Below are 15,976 nucleotides of genomic sequence, written 5' to 3' on the forward strand. Positions count from 1 at the left end.
GAACGCGGCGGAGCGCGCGCGGCTCACCGACGGCGCCCGCGCGGCCGGCCTGCCGGTGGCCGACAGCGCGGCCAATTTCATCTGGTTGCCGGTGGGGAATGACGCCGAGGCACTCGCCGCGCACCTCGCCGCGGCCGGGATCGCCGTCCGCTGCTTTGCAGGCGAAGGCGTCCGCATCACCACCGGCACTCCGGAGGATACCGACGCCGTGCTCGGCGCCCTTGCCGGGTGGAACGCGCGCTACCTCCGCGCGGACCCCGGCCAGAACGAAGGAAGCTGACCATGAACGACTCCATCCGCCTTGGCGAGGCCCCTGTCGGGCTTGTAGATCTGGCCGCCGTCGCCCGCGGCCGCCGGACGATCGAACTGACCGATGCCGCGCGCCGCGCAATGCGCGTGAGCGAAGACTGGGTCGCGGAGCTTTCGGCACAGATGGACCGCGGCGAGGACACCCAGGCGATCTATTCGATCAACACCGGCTTCGGCTCGCTGTCCGGCCGGCAGGCGTTCCGTTCCTCGGCGCAGGCGCGCGACCTCTCGCGCCGGCTCGTGGTGTCGAACGCGGCCGGCGTCGGGCGCCATCTCGACCCCGAGGTCGTACGCGCGGCAATGCTGATCCGGGCGGCGAGCCTCGTGCGCGGCTATTCGGCGGTGCGGCCCGAGGTGGTCGAGACGATCCTCAGGATGCTCGAGCGCGACGTGGTCCCCGTGGTGCCCGAATACGGCTCGCTCGGCGCCAGCGGCGACCTGATTCCGCTGGCCCACATGGCGCTCGTCATGTCGCGCGACGAATCGGGCGAGGCCGAGATCGACTCGGGCGAGGCCTTCTTCCAGGGTCAGCGCATGTCGGGCGTCGCGGCGATGGCGGCGGCGGGGATCGAACGGCTGGTACTCGGGCCGAAGGAAGGGCTCGCGCTGCTCAACGGCACGTCCTTCTCCACCGCGCAGACGGCGCTGGCGCTGGCCGATGCCGAGACGTTGCTCGAGACGGCCGAGATCGCCGCCGCGATGTCGATCGAGGCGCTGATGGGCTTCGGCGATGCCTTCATCCCCGAACTGCACGAAGCGCGCGGCCACCCCGGCCAGATCGCCACCGCCGCCAGCATCCGCCGCCTTCTGGACGGTAGCCGCCTCATCGACGGGGGCATCGGCCGCGACCCCGAACGCCAGCCGCCGCAGGACGCCTATTCGCTGCGCTGCGTGCCGCAGGTCCTGGGGCCGGTGCGCGACACCCTGGCCTTCGTGCGCGGGATCGTCGAGAGGGAGATCAACGCCGCCACCGACAACCCGCTGATCTTCGCCGACCGGTTGCCGGGGCGCAGTCTGAAAGCGGTCTCGGGCGGCAACTTCCACGCCGAATACGTCGCCTTCGCCGCCGACTTCCTGTCGATCGCGGTTACCGAGATCGGCAACATCGCCGAACGCCGCCTGTTCCGGTTGAACGATGGAACGCTGAACCGGGGCCTGCCCGACATGCTGGTGGCGAGCGAGCATGTCGGCATGGACTGCGGCTACATGCTGCCCCAGTATCTGGCGGCGGCGCTGGTGTCGGATTGCAAGACGCTCGCGCATCCCGACAGCGTCGATTCGATTCCCACCTGTTCGAACCAGGAAGACCACGTCTCGATGGCCAACAACGCCGGCCGCCATGCGCGGCAGATCGTGAAGAACATCGAGAATGTCGTCGGCATCGAGGTGCTGATGGCGGCGCAGGCGCTGGAACTGCGGCTGAAGGAACGCGGGTTCGGCGCCGAGGCGCTGGCGCCCGCCTCGCGCGCGGTGCTGTCGATGCTGCGAGCGACCCCGGCGACCGATGGCCGGCCGATCGGGCATCTGGAACGTGACCTCGTGCTCTACCCCCGCATCCACAAGGCGGCGGAACTGGTCAATTCCGGTGCGGTGCTGGACGCCGCCCGGGCGGCCCTGGTCTGAGACGGCGCGGATGCCACTTCCCGGGACCGCCGTCACAGAGTTGCGCCAGAGTTTCGGCGACCGCTTCCAGCAGGGCCAGGCGATCCGCGACCAGCACGCGGCGACGACGACCTGGATCGCGCCGGAGCCGCCCGACGCGGTGGTCTTCGCGCGCTCGACCGAGGAGGTGGCGACGGTCGTCCGGCTTTGCGGCCGCGAGGGCATCCCGGTCATCCCCTTCGGCGCCGGCACTTCGCTCGAAGGCCAGGTGAACGCGCCACGGGGCGGGATCAGCCTCGACCTGTCGCAGATGAATCGTATCCTCGCCATCCATGCCGAGGACATGGATGCGGTGGTCCAGCCTGGCGTGACGCGGACCCAGATCAACACCCATCTGCGCGCCACCGGCCTCTTCTTCCCGCTCGATCCCGGCGCGGATGCGAGCCTTGGCGGCATGGCGGCGACGCGTGCCTCGGGCACCACCGCGGTGCGCTACGGCACGATGCGCGACGCGGTGCTGGCGCTTGAGGCCGTCATGCCGGACGGCTCGGTCATCCGCGGCGGCACCCGCGCCCGCAAGAGCGCGGCCGGCTACGACCTGACGCGGCTCCTGGTCGGCGCCGAGGGTACGCTCGGCGTCATCACCGAACTGACGCTGCGGCTTCAGCCGGTGCCGGAGGCGATCACCGCGCTCTCCTGCAGCTTTCCTGGCGTGCGCGAGGCCTGCGAGGCGGTGATCGCCGCGCTTGCCTGCGCGGTGCCCGTGGCGCGGATCGAGTTGATGGACCTTGCGACCGTGCGCGCCGTCAACGCCCATTCCGGCATCGGCCTGGCCGAGACGCCGCTCCTGATCACCGAGTTTCACGGCTCGCCCGCCGCCGCGGCCGAGGCCGAGGCGACCTTCCGCGCGCTGGCCGAGGGCTGCGGCGGCCACGCCTTCCGCACGGCCAGCACCACCGAGGAACGCAGCCGGCTGTGGAAGGCCCGGCATGACGTCTTCTGGGCGGTCTCGGCGCTGCGCCCGGGCGCGCGCGGCATCAGCACCGATGTCTGCGTCCCCGTCTCACGGCTGGCGGACTGCATCGCGGCCGCCGAGGCGAAGGTAGCGGAGGTCGGGCTGGTCGCGCCCATCGCCGGCCATGTCGGCGACGGCAATTTCCACCACCTGATCCTCGTCGACCCGGACGACGCCGCCGAATGCGCCCGCGCGGCGGACTATATCGGCTGGCTCAACGACCTTGCCCTGTCGATGGAGGGGACCTGCACCGGCGAACACGGCATCGGCCAGGGCAAGCGGAAGTATCTGCTGCGCGAGGCCGGCCCGGCGCCTGCCCACATGGCCGCGATCAAGGCCGCGCTCGACCCGAAGGGCATCATGAACCCCGGCAAGATTGTCGGAGAGGCGGGCTGCCGTGGCCCGGCGGCGTGAAGACCTGCTGACCGCCGAGGATTTCCGCCGCGCCGCCCGGCGCCGGCTGCCACGGCTGTTCTTCGACTACATCGACGGCGCGGCAGGGGACGAGATCACCGCCCGGCGGAATTGCGCGGCCTTCGCACAGATCGCGCTGCAACCGCGCGCGCTGCGGGACGTGTCGGATCGCTCGCCCGGATCGCGCTTTCTCGGCGGTTCGTTCGACCTGCCGCTGATGCTGGGGCCGATCGGATCGCTCGGCATGTTCCGCGCCGGCGCCGAGACGGACGCGATCCGCACCGCCCACCGCTTCGGGATTCCCGTCTGCCTGTCCGCCTTCGCCATGACCGGGCCCGAGGACATGCCCGAACCGCCGCGGCCGGGAGACGCCTGGCAGCTCTATGTGCTGAAGGAGCGCGGCCGTACCGGGGCGATCGTCGACCGTATCGCCGCCGCCGGCTTCGGGACGCTGTTCGTCACCGTCGATACCGCGGTGTCGGGCCTGCGCGAGCGCGACATCCGCAACGGGCTGCGCCGGATCACCCGCCCGAACCCGGCGATGCTCTGCGACATGGCTCGACATCCGCGCTGGCTTCTCGATCTCGTGCGGGTCTGGCCGCCGCAGATGGGCATTGCCAGGGGGTGGCCCGAGGCGGGCCGGTCCTATCTTGAACAGGCGGCCTACCTCGCCGGCCAGATCGATCCGTCCTTCGACCGGCGCGGCCTCGAATGGCTTCGGGCGCGCTGGAAGGGGCGACTGGTCGTCAAGGGCGTCCTGCATCCGGACGATGCGCGGGTCTGCCTCGACGCCGGGGCCGATGCCATGGTCGTGTCCAATCACGGGGGCCGGCAACTCGACGGGGCACCCGCGACGATCGCGGCGCTGCCCGCCATCGCCGCGGCCGTGGCAAGCCGGGCCGAGGTGCTGCTCGACGGCGGCATCCGGCGCGGCGCGGACGTGGTCAAGGCGCTGTCGCTCGGCGCCGATGCCTGCCTCCTCGGCCGGGCCTATGTCTTCGCGCTCGCCGCAGCCGGGGAGGCGGGGCTTGCCGCATGTCTCGGCCACCTGCGGCAGGAATTCGACACGGCCCTCGCGCTGCTCGGCAAGGTTTCCCCCGCCGACCTGGGACCGGAGGACGTTTCGGCGGGATGGGCGTGAGGGGCCACCCGATGCTCCGCGCCGCCGACCGGACGCGCTATCGGATGGCCGCGTCGACCTGCCATTCGACCGGCACCGTCAGCGCCTCCGGACGCAGCACGGCGTCGAGCCTGTCCTTCGCCATCAGCCCGCGTTCCAGCACGATCTCGTAGACCCCCCTGCCCGACCGGTGCGCCTCCATCGCGACCTCGGTGGCGTTGCGGTAGCCGATATGGGGATTGAGCGCGGTGACGATGCCGATGGAGTTCTCGACCGTGCGGCGCAGCAGGTCGCGGTTCGCGGTGATGCCGCGGACGCAGTTTGCCTCCAGCGTCAGGCAGCCGGCGGCAAGGTGGGCAAGGCTGCGGTGCAGGCTGTAGAAGATGACCGGCTCGAAGGCGTTCAGCTGCAACTGGCCCGCCTCGGCCGCCATGGTGATCGTCATGTCGTTGCCGATGACCTCGAAGGCGATCTGGTTCACCACCTCGGGGATCACCGGGTTGACCTTGCCCGGCATGATCGACGAGCCGGCCTGGCGCGCCGGCAGGTTGATCTCATTGAGTCCGGCGCGCGGCCCCGAGGACAGAAGGCGCAGGTCATTGCAGGTCTTCGACAGCTTCACCGCGACGCGCTTCAGCACGCCCGAAAGCTGCACGAAAGCGCCGCAATCCTGCGTCGCCTCGACAAGGTCGGGGGCGGTGATCAGCTCGATCCCGGTGATCTCCGACAATTTCGCCCGTACCAGTTCGGCATAGCGCGGATGCGCGTTGATGCCGGTGCCAATGGCGGTGGCGCCAAGGTTGATCTCGCGGATCAGGTCGACCGCCTCGGCCAGACGCGCCTCGTCCTCGGCCAGCATCCGGGCATAGGTGCCGAACTCCTGGCCGAGCGTCATCGGCACCGCGTCCTGCAGCTGGGTGCGCCCCATCTTCAGCACGTCAGCGAATTCGGCCGATTTCGCCGCGAAGCCCTGGCGCAGCACCGCCATCGACGCGACCAGCCGCTCGACGCCCGCACGTGCCGCCAGCTTCAGCGCCGTGGGATAGACATCGTTGGTGGACTGGCTGGCGTTGACATGTTCGTTCGGGTGCAGGTGCTGATACTCGCCCCGCGCGTGACCCATCAGTTCCAGCGCGCGGTTTGCGATCACCTCGTTGGCATTCATGTTGGTCGAGGTGCCCGCGCCCCCCTGGATCAGGTCGACCACGAACTGGTCGTGGAGCGCACCCGCCCGTATCTCGCGGCAGGCCGCGACAATGGCATCACGCCGCCGCACATCCAGCAGGCCAAGCTCGGCATTGGCCTCGGCCGCGGCCTGCTTGATGCAGGCCAGCGCCACGATCAGATCCGGCGTGTCACCGATCCGCTGACCGGTAATGGGAAAGTTCTCGATAGCCCGAAGCGTATGGATCCCCCAGCAGGCCGAGGCGGGAACCTCGCGGTCACCGATCAGGTCGTGCTCGGTTCTTGTGGCGGCGGTCATTGTCGGTCCTTCCGGGCATAGCGGTCCGGACGATGAAACACCGGGTCTCATCGCGGGGCGCGCAGGGTGCTGTCTGTTGGTGGGCCGGATCGGTCGACCGCCCGGCGGAACGGGTCATACGCCGCTTGCGAGACCTGATCCAATGCCAAGAGCGACTGGGTTATTCCGGATTTGCATAGGTCCTTCCGCCCGCCGCCTTCCAGACCCGCTCGACCACCGCGCGCGACCGCCCGGCATTGCGATAGAGCCGGATTTCCATCGGCAGCTCCGGCGCCACCACGGTCAGGCGCCCGGCCGCCAGTTCGGCCTCGACCAGCTGCCGTGGCAGCCAGGCGATGCCGTGTCCTTCCAGCACCATGAACTTCAGCGCCTCGGCCAGCGAGTTCTCGTTGACATGGACGACCTGGGTCGGCGGCGCGCCGGGCTGGTTCTGGGCCAGCGCGGCCAGCAGCCCGAGAAACGAGCCGCGCGAATACTGCAAGAGCGGCAGGCGCCCTCCCCTGTCCTGCCATATGGCAAGGTGCACAGGGTTCGCCACGGCGGTCAACCGGTCCTCCCCGATCGTCGCATGGGGAAAGCGCGCCGGGTCCAGCGGCACCGGAACGCTGGGGTGATGATAGGTCAGCATGAAGTCGTAGCCGCCCTCGACCAGCGCCTGAAGGCAGAGCGCATAGTTCTCGGGCAGCACCCGCGTGGCGATCTCGCCCACCTGGCCGCGCACCCCGGTCAGCCAGCGCGGCAGGAAGGTCAGCGTCAGGCTGTGCAGCGCCGTGATCGCGATCGAGGCGGCCGGCCGCTCTGCGGCGCTGCGTCCGCCAAGCCCGGCGCGACCCTGGTAGATCAGTCGCACGATCTCCTCCGCCGACTCGCGGAAGGCCCGCCCGTCGTCGGTCAGCCGGATCGGATAGGTGCTGCGGTCGAGAAGGTCGGCGCCGAGCCAGAGTTCAAGCGACCGGATGCGCCGGCTGAATGCCGACTGGGTGACATTCCGGTTCCGCGCCGAGGCCGAGAAACTCTTGGTTTCGACTAGATTCAGGAAGTCCTCAAGCCACTTCAGGTCCATCGTCGCCCCCTCTCATGCCCCGATCTGCTCTGCATCCCGCCCGCCGGGGTATCTGGCGCCACGGACATAACAGTTGGATACGGCTTGTCACCTTGTCGCAAGCGATTGCGTCATTGCCCACCGGGAGCCACCTTGCGCAGCTTTCACGGTACAGCCAGTCCCGCCCTGCATCTGCTCCGGGACGGACAGGCCGCGCAGGGATTCCATCCCGAAAGTGGCCAGGAAGGTCTCGGTGGTGGCGAAAGTGTAGGGCGCGCCGCGGCGCGGTTCGCGCGGGCCGGTCCCGATCGGGTCTCGGTCCACCAGACGTCCGATCAGGTCACGGCTGATCTCGCGCCCGAAGATCGCCTTGAGCCCGTCGCGGCCGATCCACCGGTGGAAGGCGATCGCCTCCAGCACGGCGAGGTCGGCCGGTTCTGTCGCAAACTTTGGTTCTTGACCGATGTGCGCCTGAGGATCGACGGTTTCAGGGGGCTGGGGCACTTCCGAGGGTGGATTGTGATCTCATTCAAGGGCGCTTCGATTCCGAAGGAAGTCGTCCCTTTCGCGGTCTTCTTCTACGTCCGCTACACTGTGTCGTACCGAGATCTGGATGAGATACTCCGGGAGGGCAGCGTGCAAGTAGACCACGCGACACTCAAGCGTTGGGTCGCTGAGAACGGCGGCGCAATAATAGGCCATGGTAGCGGCGGATGATCCGGCTGCGGGCGGCGTAAGAGTGGCCACATTTGCCTTTCTGGCGACAGGGAAGGCGGGAGGATTTTCACCGTGGACTTGTATCGCAGGGCACGCCTGGCCTGCTCGGAGGGGATGAGCCAGCGTGAGGCGGCGCGGCGTTTCGGGATATCGCCGATAGCGAGAAGAAGATGTTGAGCTTCTCCGTGTCGCCCGGGTATCGCCGCAAGCCACCGGAGAGGCAACCGAAGCTGGATGGGTTCACCGAGATAGTCGATGCCTGGCTCGAAGCCGATCTCGGCGTCCATCGCAAGCAGCGGCACACGGCCAAACAGGATTTCGAGCGGCCGCGAGAAGTTCGTGTCACTGGCCCATGCGCCTAGGCATGCCCAGGCAGACTTCGGCGAGGCGATGGTGATCATCGGTAGCGTCGAGCAGAAGGCGCCTTTCTTCGCTTTCGACCTGCCGCAGAGCGATGCCCGGCTCACGTCCGGGCCTATCCGGCGGCGACCCCCGAGGCCTGGATCGACGGGCATGTTCACGCATTCGGCTTGTTCGGTCGGGTGCCGGTGTCGGTACTCTACGACAACGACAAATGCCTCGTAGCGCTGATCCTGCCGGATGGCAGCCGCAAGCGATCGAAGCCGTTCAGCGTATTCCTATCGCATTCCCTGATCCGCGACCTCTATGGCCATCCCGGCAAGGGCAACGACAAGGGCGGCGTCGAGGGTCTTGTCGGCTATGCTCGGCGCAACTTCATGGTGCCGGTGCCGCGCTTCCCCTCCTGGGAGGTCCTCAACACCTGGCTGGAGGCGCAATGCCACAAACGCCAGGGCGACATTCTCCGCGACACACCGAGACGATCGGGGAACATCTCGCCGGGGTCTGGGGGCGATGGCGGAACTGCCGCCGGCGCCCTTTTACGCCTGCGATCAGGCAAGCGGGCGGGTCAGTTCGCAGGCGCTGGTGCGCTACAAGACCAACGACTATTCCGTGCCGGTCGTCTACGGCCACCGCGATGTCCGGCTGCGTGGTTATGTCGACAAGGTGGCGATCGGCCGCGGCGGAGATCTCATCGCCCGCCACCCGCGCAGCTATGAGCGCGAAGACGTCGTCTTCGACCCGGTCCGCTACCCCCCGCTGATCGAACAGAAGATCAACGCGTTCGATCAGGCCGCTCCGCTGTTGGACTGCGGCCTTCCGCCCGAGTTCGAGACCCTGCGGCGGCAGATGGAAGCGCGTATTCGGAAGGCCGGACGCCGGGAGTTCATCCAGGTTCTGCGTCTGCTGGAGGCCTTCGGGCTCGACGATCTGCATGCCGCCGTGAAGACGGCCCTGCGCATGGGGGCCGTCAGCTTCGATGCCGTCAAGCACCTGGTCCTGTGCCAGGTGGAGAGGCGCCCGCCGAAGCCCGACCTCGATCTCTATCTCTGTCTCTATCTGCCGCGGGCCGATGTCGGAACGACTTCGGCGGCCAGCTACATGTGCCTGGTCTCGGAAGATGCCCGATGACCAACGCCCCCAAGTTCCTGCTCGCCCATCACCTGAAGACGCTGGAGCTGCCTACCTTCCTCAGGGAATACCAGAAGCTCGCGCGCCATTGCGCAACAGAGGGGCAGGATCACGTCCGGTTCGTGGCCCGCGTGGTGGAGCTCGAACTGATCGACCGCGAACGGCGGATGGTCGAGCGGTGCATCAAGGCGGCGAAGTTCCCGGTCACCAAGAGCCTCGATTGCTTCGACTTCACCGCCATCCCGAAGCTCAACACGATGCTGGTGCTGGAACTCGTCCGCGGAGAATGGAACGAGCGGCGCGAGAATGTGATCGCCCTCGGCCCGAGCGACACCGGCAAGACCCATGTCGCCCTCGGCCGCGGGCTGGCGGCTTGTCAGAAGGGCCTGGCCGTCGGCTTCACCACCGCCGCGGCTCTGGTGCATGAGCTGATGGAAGCCCGCGACGAGTGGCGTCTCCTGCGCCTGCAAACGCAGATGGTCGGATACAAGCTCCTGATTATCGACGAGCTGGGCTCGTGCCCTTGAGCAAGACCGGTGCCGAACTGCTGTTCGAACTGATCTCGCAGCGCTACGAGCGCGGCGCCACGCTGATCACCAGCAATCTGCCCTTCGACGAATGGACCGGGACCTTCGGCTCCGAACGCCTCAGCGGCGCGCTGCTCGACCGGCTCACCCATCATGCCCACATCCTCGAGATGAATGGCGACAGCTATCGGCTCGCCCAGAGCCGCGCCCGCAAGACCACCAAGGTCGACTGGTCACATCGCGCAGATTTGGCCCGCTCGGCCAAAGCGCCATCGCCTGCGCCAGCTATCTGGGAAGCGCGCGGCCACGACGCTTGCCGTCCGGTCACTGGCCCGGTCTTGCGCCGCCGCGTGGCCGGTTTTGTCGCCGCCGTTGACAGGAGAAAGGCACCGGCGCCCCCAGGAAACGCGCGAACAGGACGGAGCGCCGGTGCACTGGTATCAGGCTTGCGCCTGACACTAGCTGACAGTTCTATCTCTTGAGGTTGCCGTCCTTGATTTGTGTCAAGTCGGCGCGAAGTTCTGCCGGGCTTCATCGGGCCGGGTGCGAGCCTGACGGCGTGCCCAGGCGATGAAGGCACGCACAGACGGGCGCTGCGGCCCGGGGCGCGTGACCAGGAAATAACCGTCGTTGTCGCCGCTCTCGAACAGGGGGATCAGCCGTCCGGCGGCGATGTCGGCGGCAACGAAGGCGCGTGCGGTGAAAGCGACGCCCTGGCCGTCGCGCGCCGCATCTGCCATCAGGTTTCCCGGAAGCGAGGTCATGCCGGCGGTCGCGCGGGCGATACCGAAGCGCTCCAGGAGTTCGGTCGCCTCGTTCGTACCGAGTTCCTGCATCCAGGGCAGGTCGGCGACATCGGCAACCGATTCGATGCGCCTGTCGCCGATCAGCGCCGGCGCGGCGACCACCACGATCGGCGACGGCACCAGAAGCTCGGCATCGAGACCCGGCCATTCGCCGCGGCCGTAGCGGATCGCGAGGTCTGCATCGCCCGGCCCGATCCGCCGGGCTTCGCTGGACGCGTCGATCACGAGGTCGATGTCGGGATGGCGGGTGCGGAAATCGGCGAGCCGCGGCATCAGCCAGCCCGCCGCGAAGGACGGCGTGGTCGTGACCATGAGCGGCCGCCCGGCGGTCTGGCCACCCAGTTCCTCGATGGCCCGCGCGATCTCGCCGAAGCCGGCGTCGAGCGCCGCGGCCAGTCGCCTGCCCTCGCCGGTCAGGACCAGACCGCGCGGCGTGCGGTCAACGAGCGGCACCGAAAAATGGGCCTCGAGCGCGCGTATCTGCTGGCTGACGGCCGCATGCGAAACGTTCAGCCGCCGGCCGGCCGCGGTAACGCTGCCGGTCTCGGCGAACACCGAGAACGCGCGCAGCGCGCTGAGCGAGGGAAGGGTCAGCCACGGAATCATGTAAGCACACCTTACATGACCGAATTCTTCCTGTGTCGCAATCCGCTTGGGGAACATGCATGCTGAAGATCGGAAGTCACCCCTCGGAGTGCGGCCAGATGTTACAGATACTCGGAGCGTCCTTTCACTGTGCAACGTTCACCGACCGGCCGTGGTGGCATCACAGCCGCTCGTGCGAGCGGGCAGAGCGGTGCCACCCGGATGTGCGGTTGCCACGTCTGCGCCTGGTCGCCGGCGGATGAGCGATTTCTCCGGCGCCCCTCGGGCGCCGGGAAAGCGCCGCTCGTCCCGGTCTATTCGCCGCCACCGCGGCTGTGAACCCAGGCCGCCACCGCGCGGATGTCGGCCTCGCTCAGGCGTCCTGTCCAGGACGGCATCACGCCGAAGCGGGCATTCGTGACGGTCTCGGTCAGGGCCGCCTGATCGCCGCCGAAGAGCCAGATCGCGTCGGTCAGGTTCGGCGCGCCCTGCGCCCGATCGCCGGTGCCGTCTTCCATGTGGCAGGCCGCGCAGTTGTCGGTGAAGACAACCGCGCCCTCGCCGGCGAGGGCGGCGTCATGCTCCTGGCCCGAGATCTGCAGGACGTACTGCACCACCTGGTCGATCTGCTCCGGCTCCAGGAGACCGTCGGCGCCGAACTTCGGCATTTCCGAATAGCGCGCGTCGGCGTCCGTGGTGTTGCGGATACCGTGGGTGATGGTGGTGTGGATGTCCTCCATCGTGCCGCCCCAGAGCCAGTCGTTGTCGAGAAGGTTGGGGTAGCCCATCGCGCCAGCCGCGCCGGAACCGTGGCACTGCGCGCACCAGGTGCGGAAAATGGCGCCGCCGGCGTTCTGGGTATAGTTGGCGAGTTCCTGGTCGGAGGCGATCGCGTTCAGGTCCGCCGCCACAAGCTTCGCCTCGATTGGCGCGTTCGCTTCCTGGTAGCGTTGGATCTCGGCGGCCACGTCGGCGCGGGTGTCCTGGCCCAGGAGGCCTTGCGTCGCGCCCGAGACCAGCGGCCAGGCCGGATAGGCGACCGTGTAGGCCACGCCCCAGATGATCGTCAGGTAGAAGGTCCAGAGCCACCAGCGCGGCAACGGATTGTTGAACTCCTGGATGCCGTCCCACTCGTGGCCGGTGGTGTCCGGATCAGATTTCGTCGTCACGGGTCGCTTGCTCATTTCGAGGCCTCCTGCGGGCGGGCTGCGACGCCCTTGCCGCGCGCGGGTTTGTCTTCATGCCGGAAGGGGATGTTCGCGATGTCCCGGTGCAGCGCCCGCGACCCGGGCCGGAAGGCCCAGAGCACGATCGCGCCGAAGAACAGGAAGAGCGCCAGCAGCACCCAGCTGTCCGCGAATTCCCTCAGAAGCGAATAGAGGTCCATCGCTTCGCCTCCTCAGCGGGCCATGTCGGGCTGGAAGGTCGTGAAGTCGACCATCGTGCCCAGCACCTGAAGATAGGCGATGAGCGCGTCCATCTCAGTGATGCCCGGCTGCCGGTCGAAGTTCGAGACGACCACGTCCTTGCCGCCCGGGAAGGCGGCCGACCCGTAGCGTTCCTGCAGCCCCGCGGTATCGGCATTCGGATCTGCCTGGGCGGCGAAGTCCGCCTTGGCGAGCTCGATCATCTCCGAAGTATAGGGCACGCCCACCATCGCGTCGGTCGAGAGCCGGTCCGCGATGTGCTCCGGCTCGATCAGCCGGTTCGCGAGGAAACCGTACTTCGGCATCACCGATTCCGGCACCACGGATTGCGGGTCGGTCAGGTGGTCGATGTGCCACTCGTCCGAGTAGCGGCCGCCGACGCGGGCGAGGTCCGGTCCCGTCCGCTTCGATCCCCACTGGAACGGATGGTCGTACTGGCTCTCGGCCGCGAGGCTGTAATGGCCGTAGCGCTCCACCTCGTCGCGCATCGGGCGGATCATCTGGCTGTGGCAGACGTAGCAGCCCTCGCGGATGTAGATGTCGCGGCCGGTCAGTTCCAGCGGCGTGTAGGGGCGCACGCCTTCCACCTTCTCGATCGTGTTCTCGAGGTAGAAGAGCGGTGCGATCTCCACGATTCCGCCGATCGTCACCACCGCGAAGGCACCGATGAGAAGCGCCGTCGCATTGGTCTCGAGGTACTTGTGCTTTTCAAGAATGGACATGGTCCGAAGCTCCTCTCACTCGGCCGGAACGGCGTTGTTGGTGCTGGCGACCGCCGGCTGTTTCGCCACCGTAGCCCACAGGTTGTAGGCCATGATGACCGCGCCAGCGAGGTAGAGCACCCCGCCGAGGGCCCGCACCACGTACATCGGGAACTTCGCGGCAACGGTGTCGGCGAAGGCGTTCACGAGGAAGCCCTGGCTGTCGACTTCGCGCCACATCAGGCCCTCCATGATCCCGGTCACCCACATCGAGGCGGCGTAGAGCACGATCCCGATGGTGGCGAGCCAGAAGTGCCAGCTCACCAGACTGAGGCTGTAGAGCCGTTCGCGGTTCCAGAGCCGCGGCACGAGGAAGTAGAGCGCGCCGAAGGTGATCATGCCGTTCCAGCCGAGCGCGCCGGAATGGACGTGGCCGATGGTCCAGTCGGTATAGTGCGACAGGCTGTTCACGGCCTTGATCGACATCATCGGGCCTTCGAAGGTCGACATGCCGTAGAAGCCGACCGACACGACCATCATCCGGATGATCGGGTCGGTCCTGAGCTTGTCCCACGCGCCCGAGAGCGTCATCAGGCCGTTGATCATGCCGCCCCAGGAGGGCATCCACAGGATCACCGAGAACACCATGCCGAGCGTCGCGGCCCAGTCCGGGAGTGCGGTGTAGTGCAGGTGGTGCGGGCCGGCCCAGATATAGAGGAAGATCAGCGCCCAGAAGTGGATGATGCTGAGCTTGTAGGAATAGACCGGGCGTTCCGCCTGTTTCGGCACGAAGTAGTACATCATGCCGAGGAAGCCCGCGGTCAGGAAGAAGCCCACCGCGTTGTGGCCGTACCACCACTGGGTCATCGCGTCCTGCACGCCCGAGAAGACCTGCACCGATTTCGATCCGAAGACGGACACCGGAACGGAAAGGTTGTTGACCACATGCAGCATCGCGATGGTGACGATAAAGCTGAGATAGAACCAGTTCGCGACGTAGATATGCGGCTCCTTGCGCTTCACGATCGTGCCCATGAAGACCGCGAGATAGGCGACCCAGACGATCGTCAGCCACCAGTCGGTTAGCCATTCCGGCTCGGCATATTCCTTGGACTGGGTGGCACCGAGGATGTAGCCCGTCGCCGCCAGCACGATGACGAGCTGGTAGCCCCAGAACACGAACCAGGCGAGGTTGCCGCCCCAGAGCCGCGCCGCAGAGGTGCGCTGGACGACATAGAAGGACGTCATGATGAGGGCGTTGCCGCCGAAGGCGAAGATCACCGCCGAGGTGTGCAGCGGTCTGAGCTTGCCGAAGTTCAGGTAGCCATGCGCGAGATCGGAGAAGTTGAGCGCCGGGAACGCGAGCTGAAAGGCGATGGTGACGCCGACGAGGAAGCCGACGACGCCCCAGAACGCAGTGGCGATGACGCCGGCACGCACCACGCCGTCATTGTATTCGTTTTCCAGCGCCGGCCGGCGATCCCCCGTGGTCCTCAGAACCCAGAGGAAGGTCAGCGCGGCGGCGATCATCACCGTCAGCGCGTTGACCATGTAAGCCAGATCACGCGCATAGTTGGCGGCGATCGCGGCCAGAACCGCGATGGCGCCAAGCGCGGCGAGCTTGATGTAATCCCACATGTCAGCGTTCCCTCGTCATGCCCTGTCCGCCCGATTCGTCTCGATACGGGTGGTGAAGGTCTGGCCGGGTTGTGCGGGCGGACCCTAGACGTCGCCTTGATCTGGGTCAAATCGCAGGGCTGGCAGGCTTGATCCTTGTCAAAGCGGCAACGCTGCCGGAGTTGCACATTCTGTGGCAGGATGCCCCGCGCAGCAAAGGAGACGCCTGATGGCTTTCAAGTCGATTCTGACCGTAGTGACCGATCCCGCGGTGGCCGCCTCGCAGCTTGACGCGGCCGTGGCCCTCGCCAGGCGCGAGGATGCGCACCTGGATGTGCTCTGCATCGGCGTGGACAGGACGCAGACCGGCTATTACTACGCCGGCGCCACCGCGATCCTCACCCAGGAAGCCTACAACCAGGCCAAGGAGGAGGCCTCGGCCACCGAGGCCGCCGTCAAGGCCCGGCTCGGGCGCGAGGACATCCGCTGGGGCGTCGATTCGGCAGTCGCCCAGATCGGGGCGCTCGGTGGGCCGGTGGCGATGCTCGCCCGCTTCTGCGACCTCGTCGTGCTCTCGAAGCCCTATGGCAAGGCAGGTGGACCGGCGGCCGAGGCGATCCTCGAAGCCGCTCTCTTCGAGGGCCGCGCGCCCGTGCTCGTCCTGCCCGAGGGCTTCACCGGCGCCGAGTTCGGCCGCCGAATTGTGCTAGCCTGGAACCAGAGCGACGAGGCGCTGATGGCCGCGCGCACCGCACTGCCGCTGCTCAAGGCCGCCTCCGAGGTCGATATCACGATCATCGACCCGCCCACCCACGGGCCAGAGCGGTCGGACCCGGGCGGCATGCTGTCGCAATACCTCGCGCGGCACGGTGTCCACGCCGAGGTCTCGGTGCTGGCCAAGACCCTGCCCCGCACCTCCGAGGTCCTGTCGCGCCATGCCCGCGACGAGAACGCCGACCTGATCGTGATGGGCGCCTACGGCCATTCCCGCTTCCGCGAGGCGATCCTCGGCGGCGCGACACGCAACATGCTCGAGATGGCCGACATTCCGGTCTTCATGGCACACTGAGGCAGATGGGCGGGCGGCGCGAGCCGTCCGCTCGCACCGAGGGGTCACTCC

Annotated in this window: 12 protein-coding genes and 4 pseudogenes; 8 read left to right on the forward strand and 8 right to left on the reverse strand. The window is 67.6% G+C overall.

Annotated elements, in window-relative coordinates; translation table 11 throughout:
* The 4 genes from F9K34_RS06300 to F9K34_RS06315 all read left to right on the forward strand — a co-directional run.
* Positions 1 to 280: aminotransferase class I/II-fold pyridoxal phosphate-dependent enzyme (locus tag F9K34_RS06300; protein ID WP_366557812.1), on the forward strand; the 280-nt coding region annotated here is incomplete at its 5' end.
* A gap of 2 nt (positions 281 to 282) precedes the next feature.
* Entirely contained in the window at positions 283 to 1,932 is a 1,650-nt protein-coding gene (locus F9K34_RS06305; protein ID WP_291336062.1) for an HAL/PAL/TAL family ammonia-lyase, read from the forward strand.
* 10 nt (positions 1,933 to 1,942) lie between these two features.
* Positions 1,943 to 3,340, forward strand: a complete 1,398-nt coding sequence (locus F9K34_RS06310; RefSeq protein WP_291336063.1) for an FAD-binding oxidoreductase — start codon at positions 1,943 to 1,945, stop codon at positions 3,338 to 3,340.
* Entirely contained in the window at positions 3,324 to 4,481 is a 1,158-nt protein-coding gene (locus tag F9K34_RS06315) for an alpha-hydroxy acid oxidase (protein ID WP_291336064.1), read from the forward strand. The genes F9K34_RS06310 and F9K34_RS06315 overlap by 17 nt, the downstream gene beginning before the upstream one ends.
* A 37-nt stretch (positions 4,482 to 4,518) precedes the next feature.
* Here F9K34_RS06315 and aspA read toward each other — a convergent pair whose 3' ends face one another.
* From aspA to F9K34_RS06330, 3 genes and pseudogenes are all read right to left on the reverse strand, one after another.
* Positions 4,519 to 5,943: an aspartate ammonia-lyase gene (gene aspA, locus F9K34_RS06320; RefSeq protein WP_291336065.1), complete on the reverse strand. Its 1,425-nt coding sequence runs from the start codon at positions 5,941 to 5,943 to the stop codon at positions 4,519 to 4,521.
* 160 nt (positions 5,944 to 6,103) lie between these two features.
* On the reverse strand, positions 6,104 to 7,006 hold the full coding sequence (locus tag F9K34_RS06325) for a LysR substrate-binding domain-containing protein (protein WP_291336066.1): 903 nt from the start codon (positions 7,004 to 7,006) through the stop codon (positions 6,104 to 6,106).
* 87 nt (positions 7,007 to 7,093) lie between these two features.
* Positions 7,094 to 7,414, reverse strand: a pseudogene (locus F9K34_RS06330) (SMC-Scp complex subunit ScpB); the annotation flags it as partial.
* A 90-nt stretch (positions 7,415 to 7,504) separates the two neighbouring features.
* On the opposite strand from F9K34_RS06330, the pseudogene F9K34_RS06335 reads away from it, so the two are divergent.
* From F9K34_RS06335 to istB, 3 pseudogenes are all read left to right on the forward strand, one after another.
* Positions 7,505 to 7,663 (forward strand): annotated as a pseudogene (locus F9K34_RS06335) (IS6 family transposase); the annotation flags it as partial.
* A gap of 111 nt (positions 7,664 to 7,774) precedes the next feature.
* Positions 7,775 to 9,193 (forward strand): annotated as a pseudogene (locus F9K34_RS06340) (IS21/IS408/IS1162 family transposase).
* Positions 9,190 to 9,935: pseudogene (istB, locus tag F9K34_RS06345) on the forward strand (IS21-like element helper ATPase IstB); the annotation flags it as partial. The pseudogenes F9K34_RS06340 and istB, both read left to right, overlap by 4 nt.
* Positions 9,936 to 10,223: 288 nt before the next feature.
* Here istB and F9K34_RS06350 read toward each other — a convergent pair.
* The 5 genes from F9K34_RS06350 to ccoN all read right to left on the reverse strand — a co-directional run bounded on the left by F9K34_RS06350 (position 10,224) and on the right by ccoN (position 14,877).
* Complete coding sequence (locus F9K34_RS06350) at positions 10,224 to 11,189, reverse strand: LysR family transcriptional regulator (RefSeq protein WP_366557814.1); 966 nt, start codon at positions 11,187 to 11,189, stop codon at positions 10,224 to 10,226.
* 236 nt (positions 11,190 to 11,425) lie between these two features.
* On the reverse strand, positions 11,426 to 12,295 hold the full coding sequence (gene ccoP / locus F9K34_RS06355) for a cytochrome-c oxidase, cbb3-type subunit III (protein ID WP_291336067.1): 870 nt from the start codon (positions 12,293 to 12,295) through the stop codon (positions 11,426 to 11,428).
* Entirely contained in the window at positions 12,292 to 12,498 is a 207-nt protein-coding gene (locus F9K34_RS06360; protein WP_291336068.1) for a cbb3-type cytochrome c oxidase subunit 3, read from the reverse strand. Before F9K34_RS06360 ends, ccoP begins: the two co-directional genes overlap by 4 nt.
* A 12-nt stretch (positions 12,499 to 12,510) precedes the next feature.
* On the reverse strand, positions 12,511 to 13,260 hold the full coding sequence (gene ccoO, locus F9K34_RS06365) for a cytochrome-c oxidase, cbb3-type subunit II (protein ID WP_291336069.1): 750 nt from the start codon (positions 13,258 to 13,260) through the stop codon (positions 12,511 to 12,513).
* Positions 13,261 to 13,275: 15 nt separating this feature from the next.
* Entirely contained in the window at positions 13,276 to 14,877 is a 1,602-nt protein-coding gene (gene ccoN, locus F9K34_RS06370) for a cytochrome-c oxidase, cbb3-type subunit I (RefSeq protein WP_291336070.1), read from the reverse strand.
* 208 nt (positions 14,878 to 15,085) lie between these two features.
* Here ccoN and F9K34_RS06375 point away from each other — a divergent pair, with 208 nt between their 5' ends.
* Positions 15,086 to 15,925 (forward strand): universal stress protein, encoded by an 840-nt coding sequence (locus tag F9K34_RS06375; protein ID WP_291336071.1) that lies wholly within the window; start codon positions 15,086 to 15,088, stop codon positions 15,923 to 15,925.
* Positions 15,926 to 15,976 lie beyond the last annotated feature (51 nt).

The sequence above is a fragment of the Albidovulum sp. genome, assembly GCF_008933605.1.
Taxonomy (GTDB): Bacteria; Pseudomonadota; Alphaproteobacteria; order Rhodobacterales; family Rhodobacteraceae; genus Albidovulum.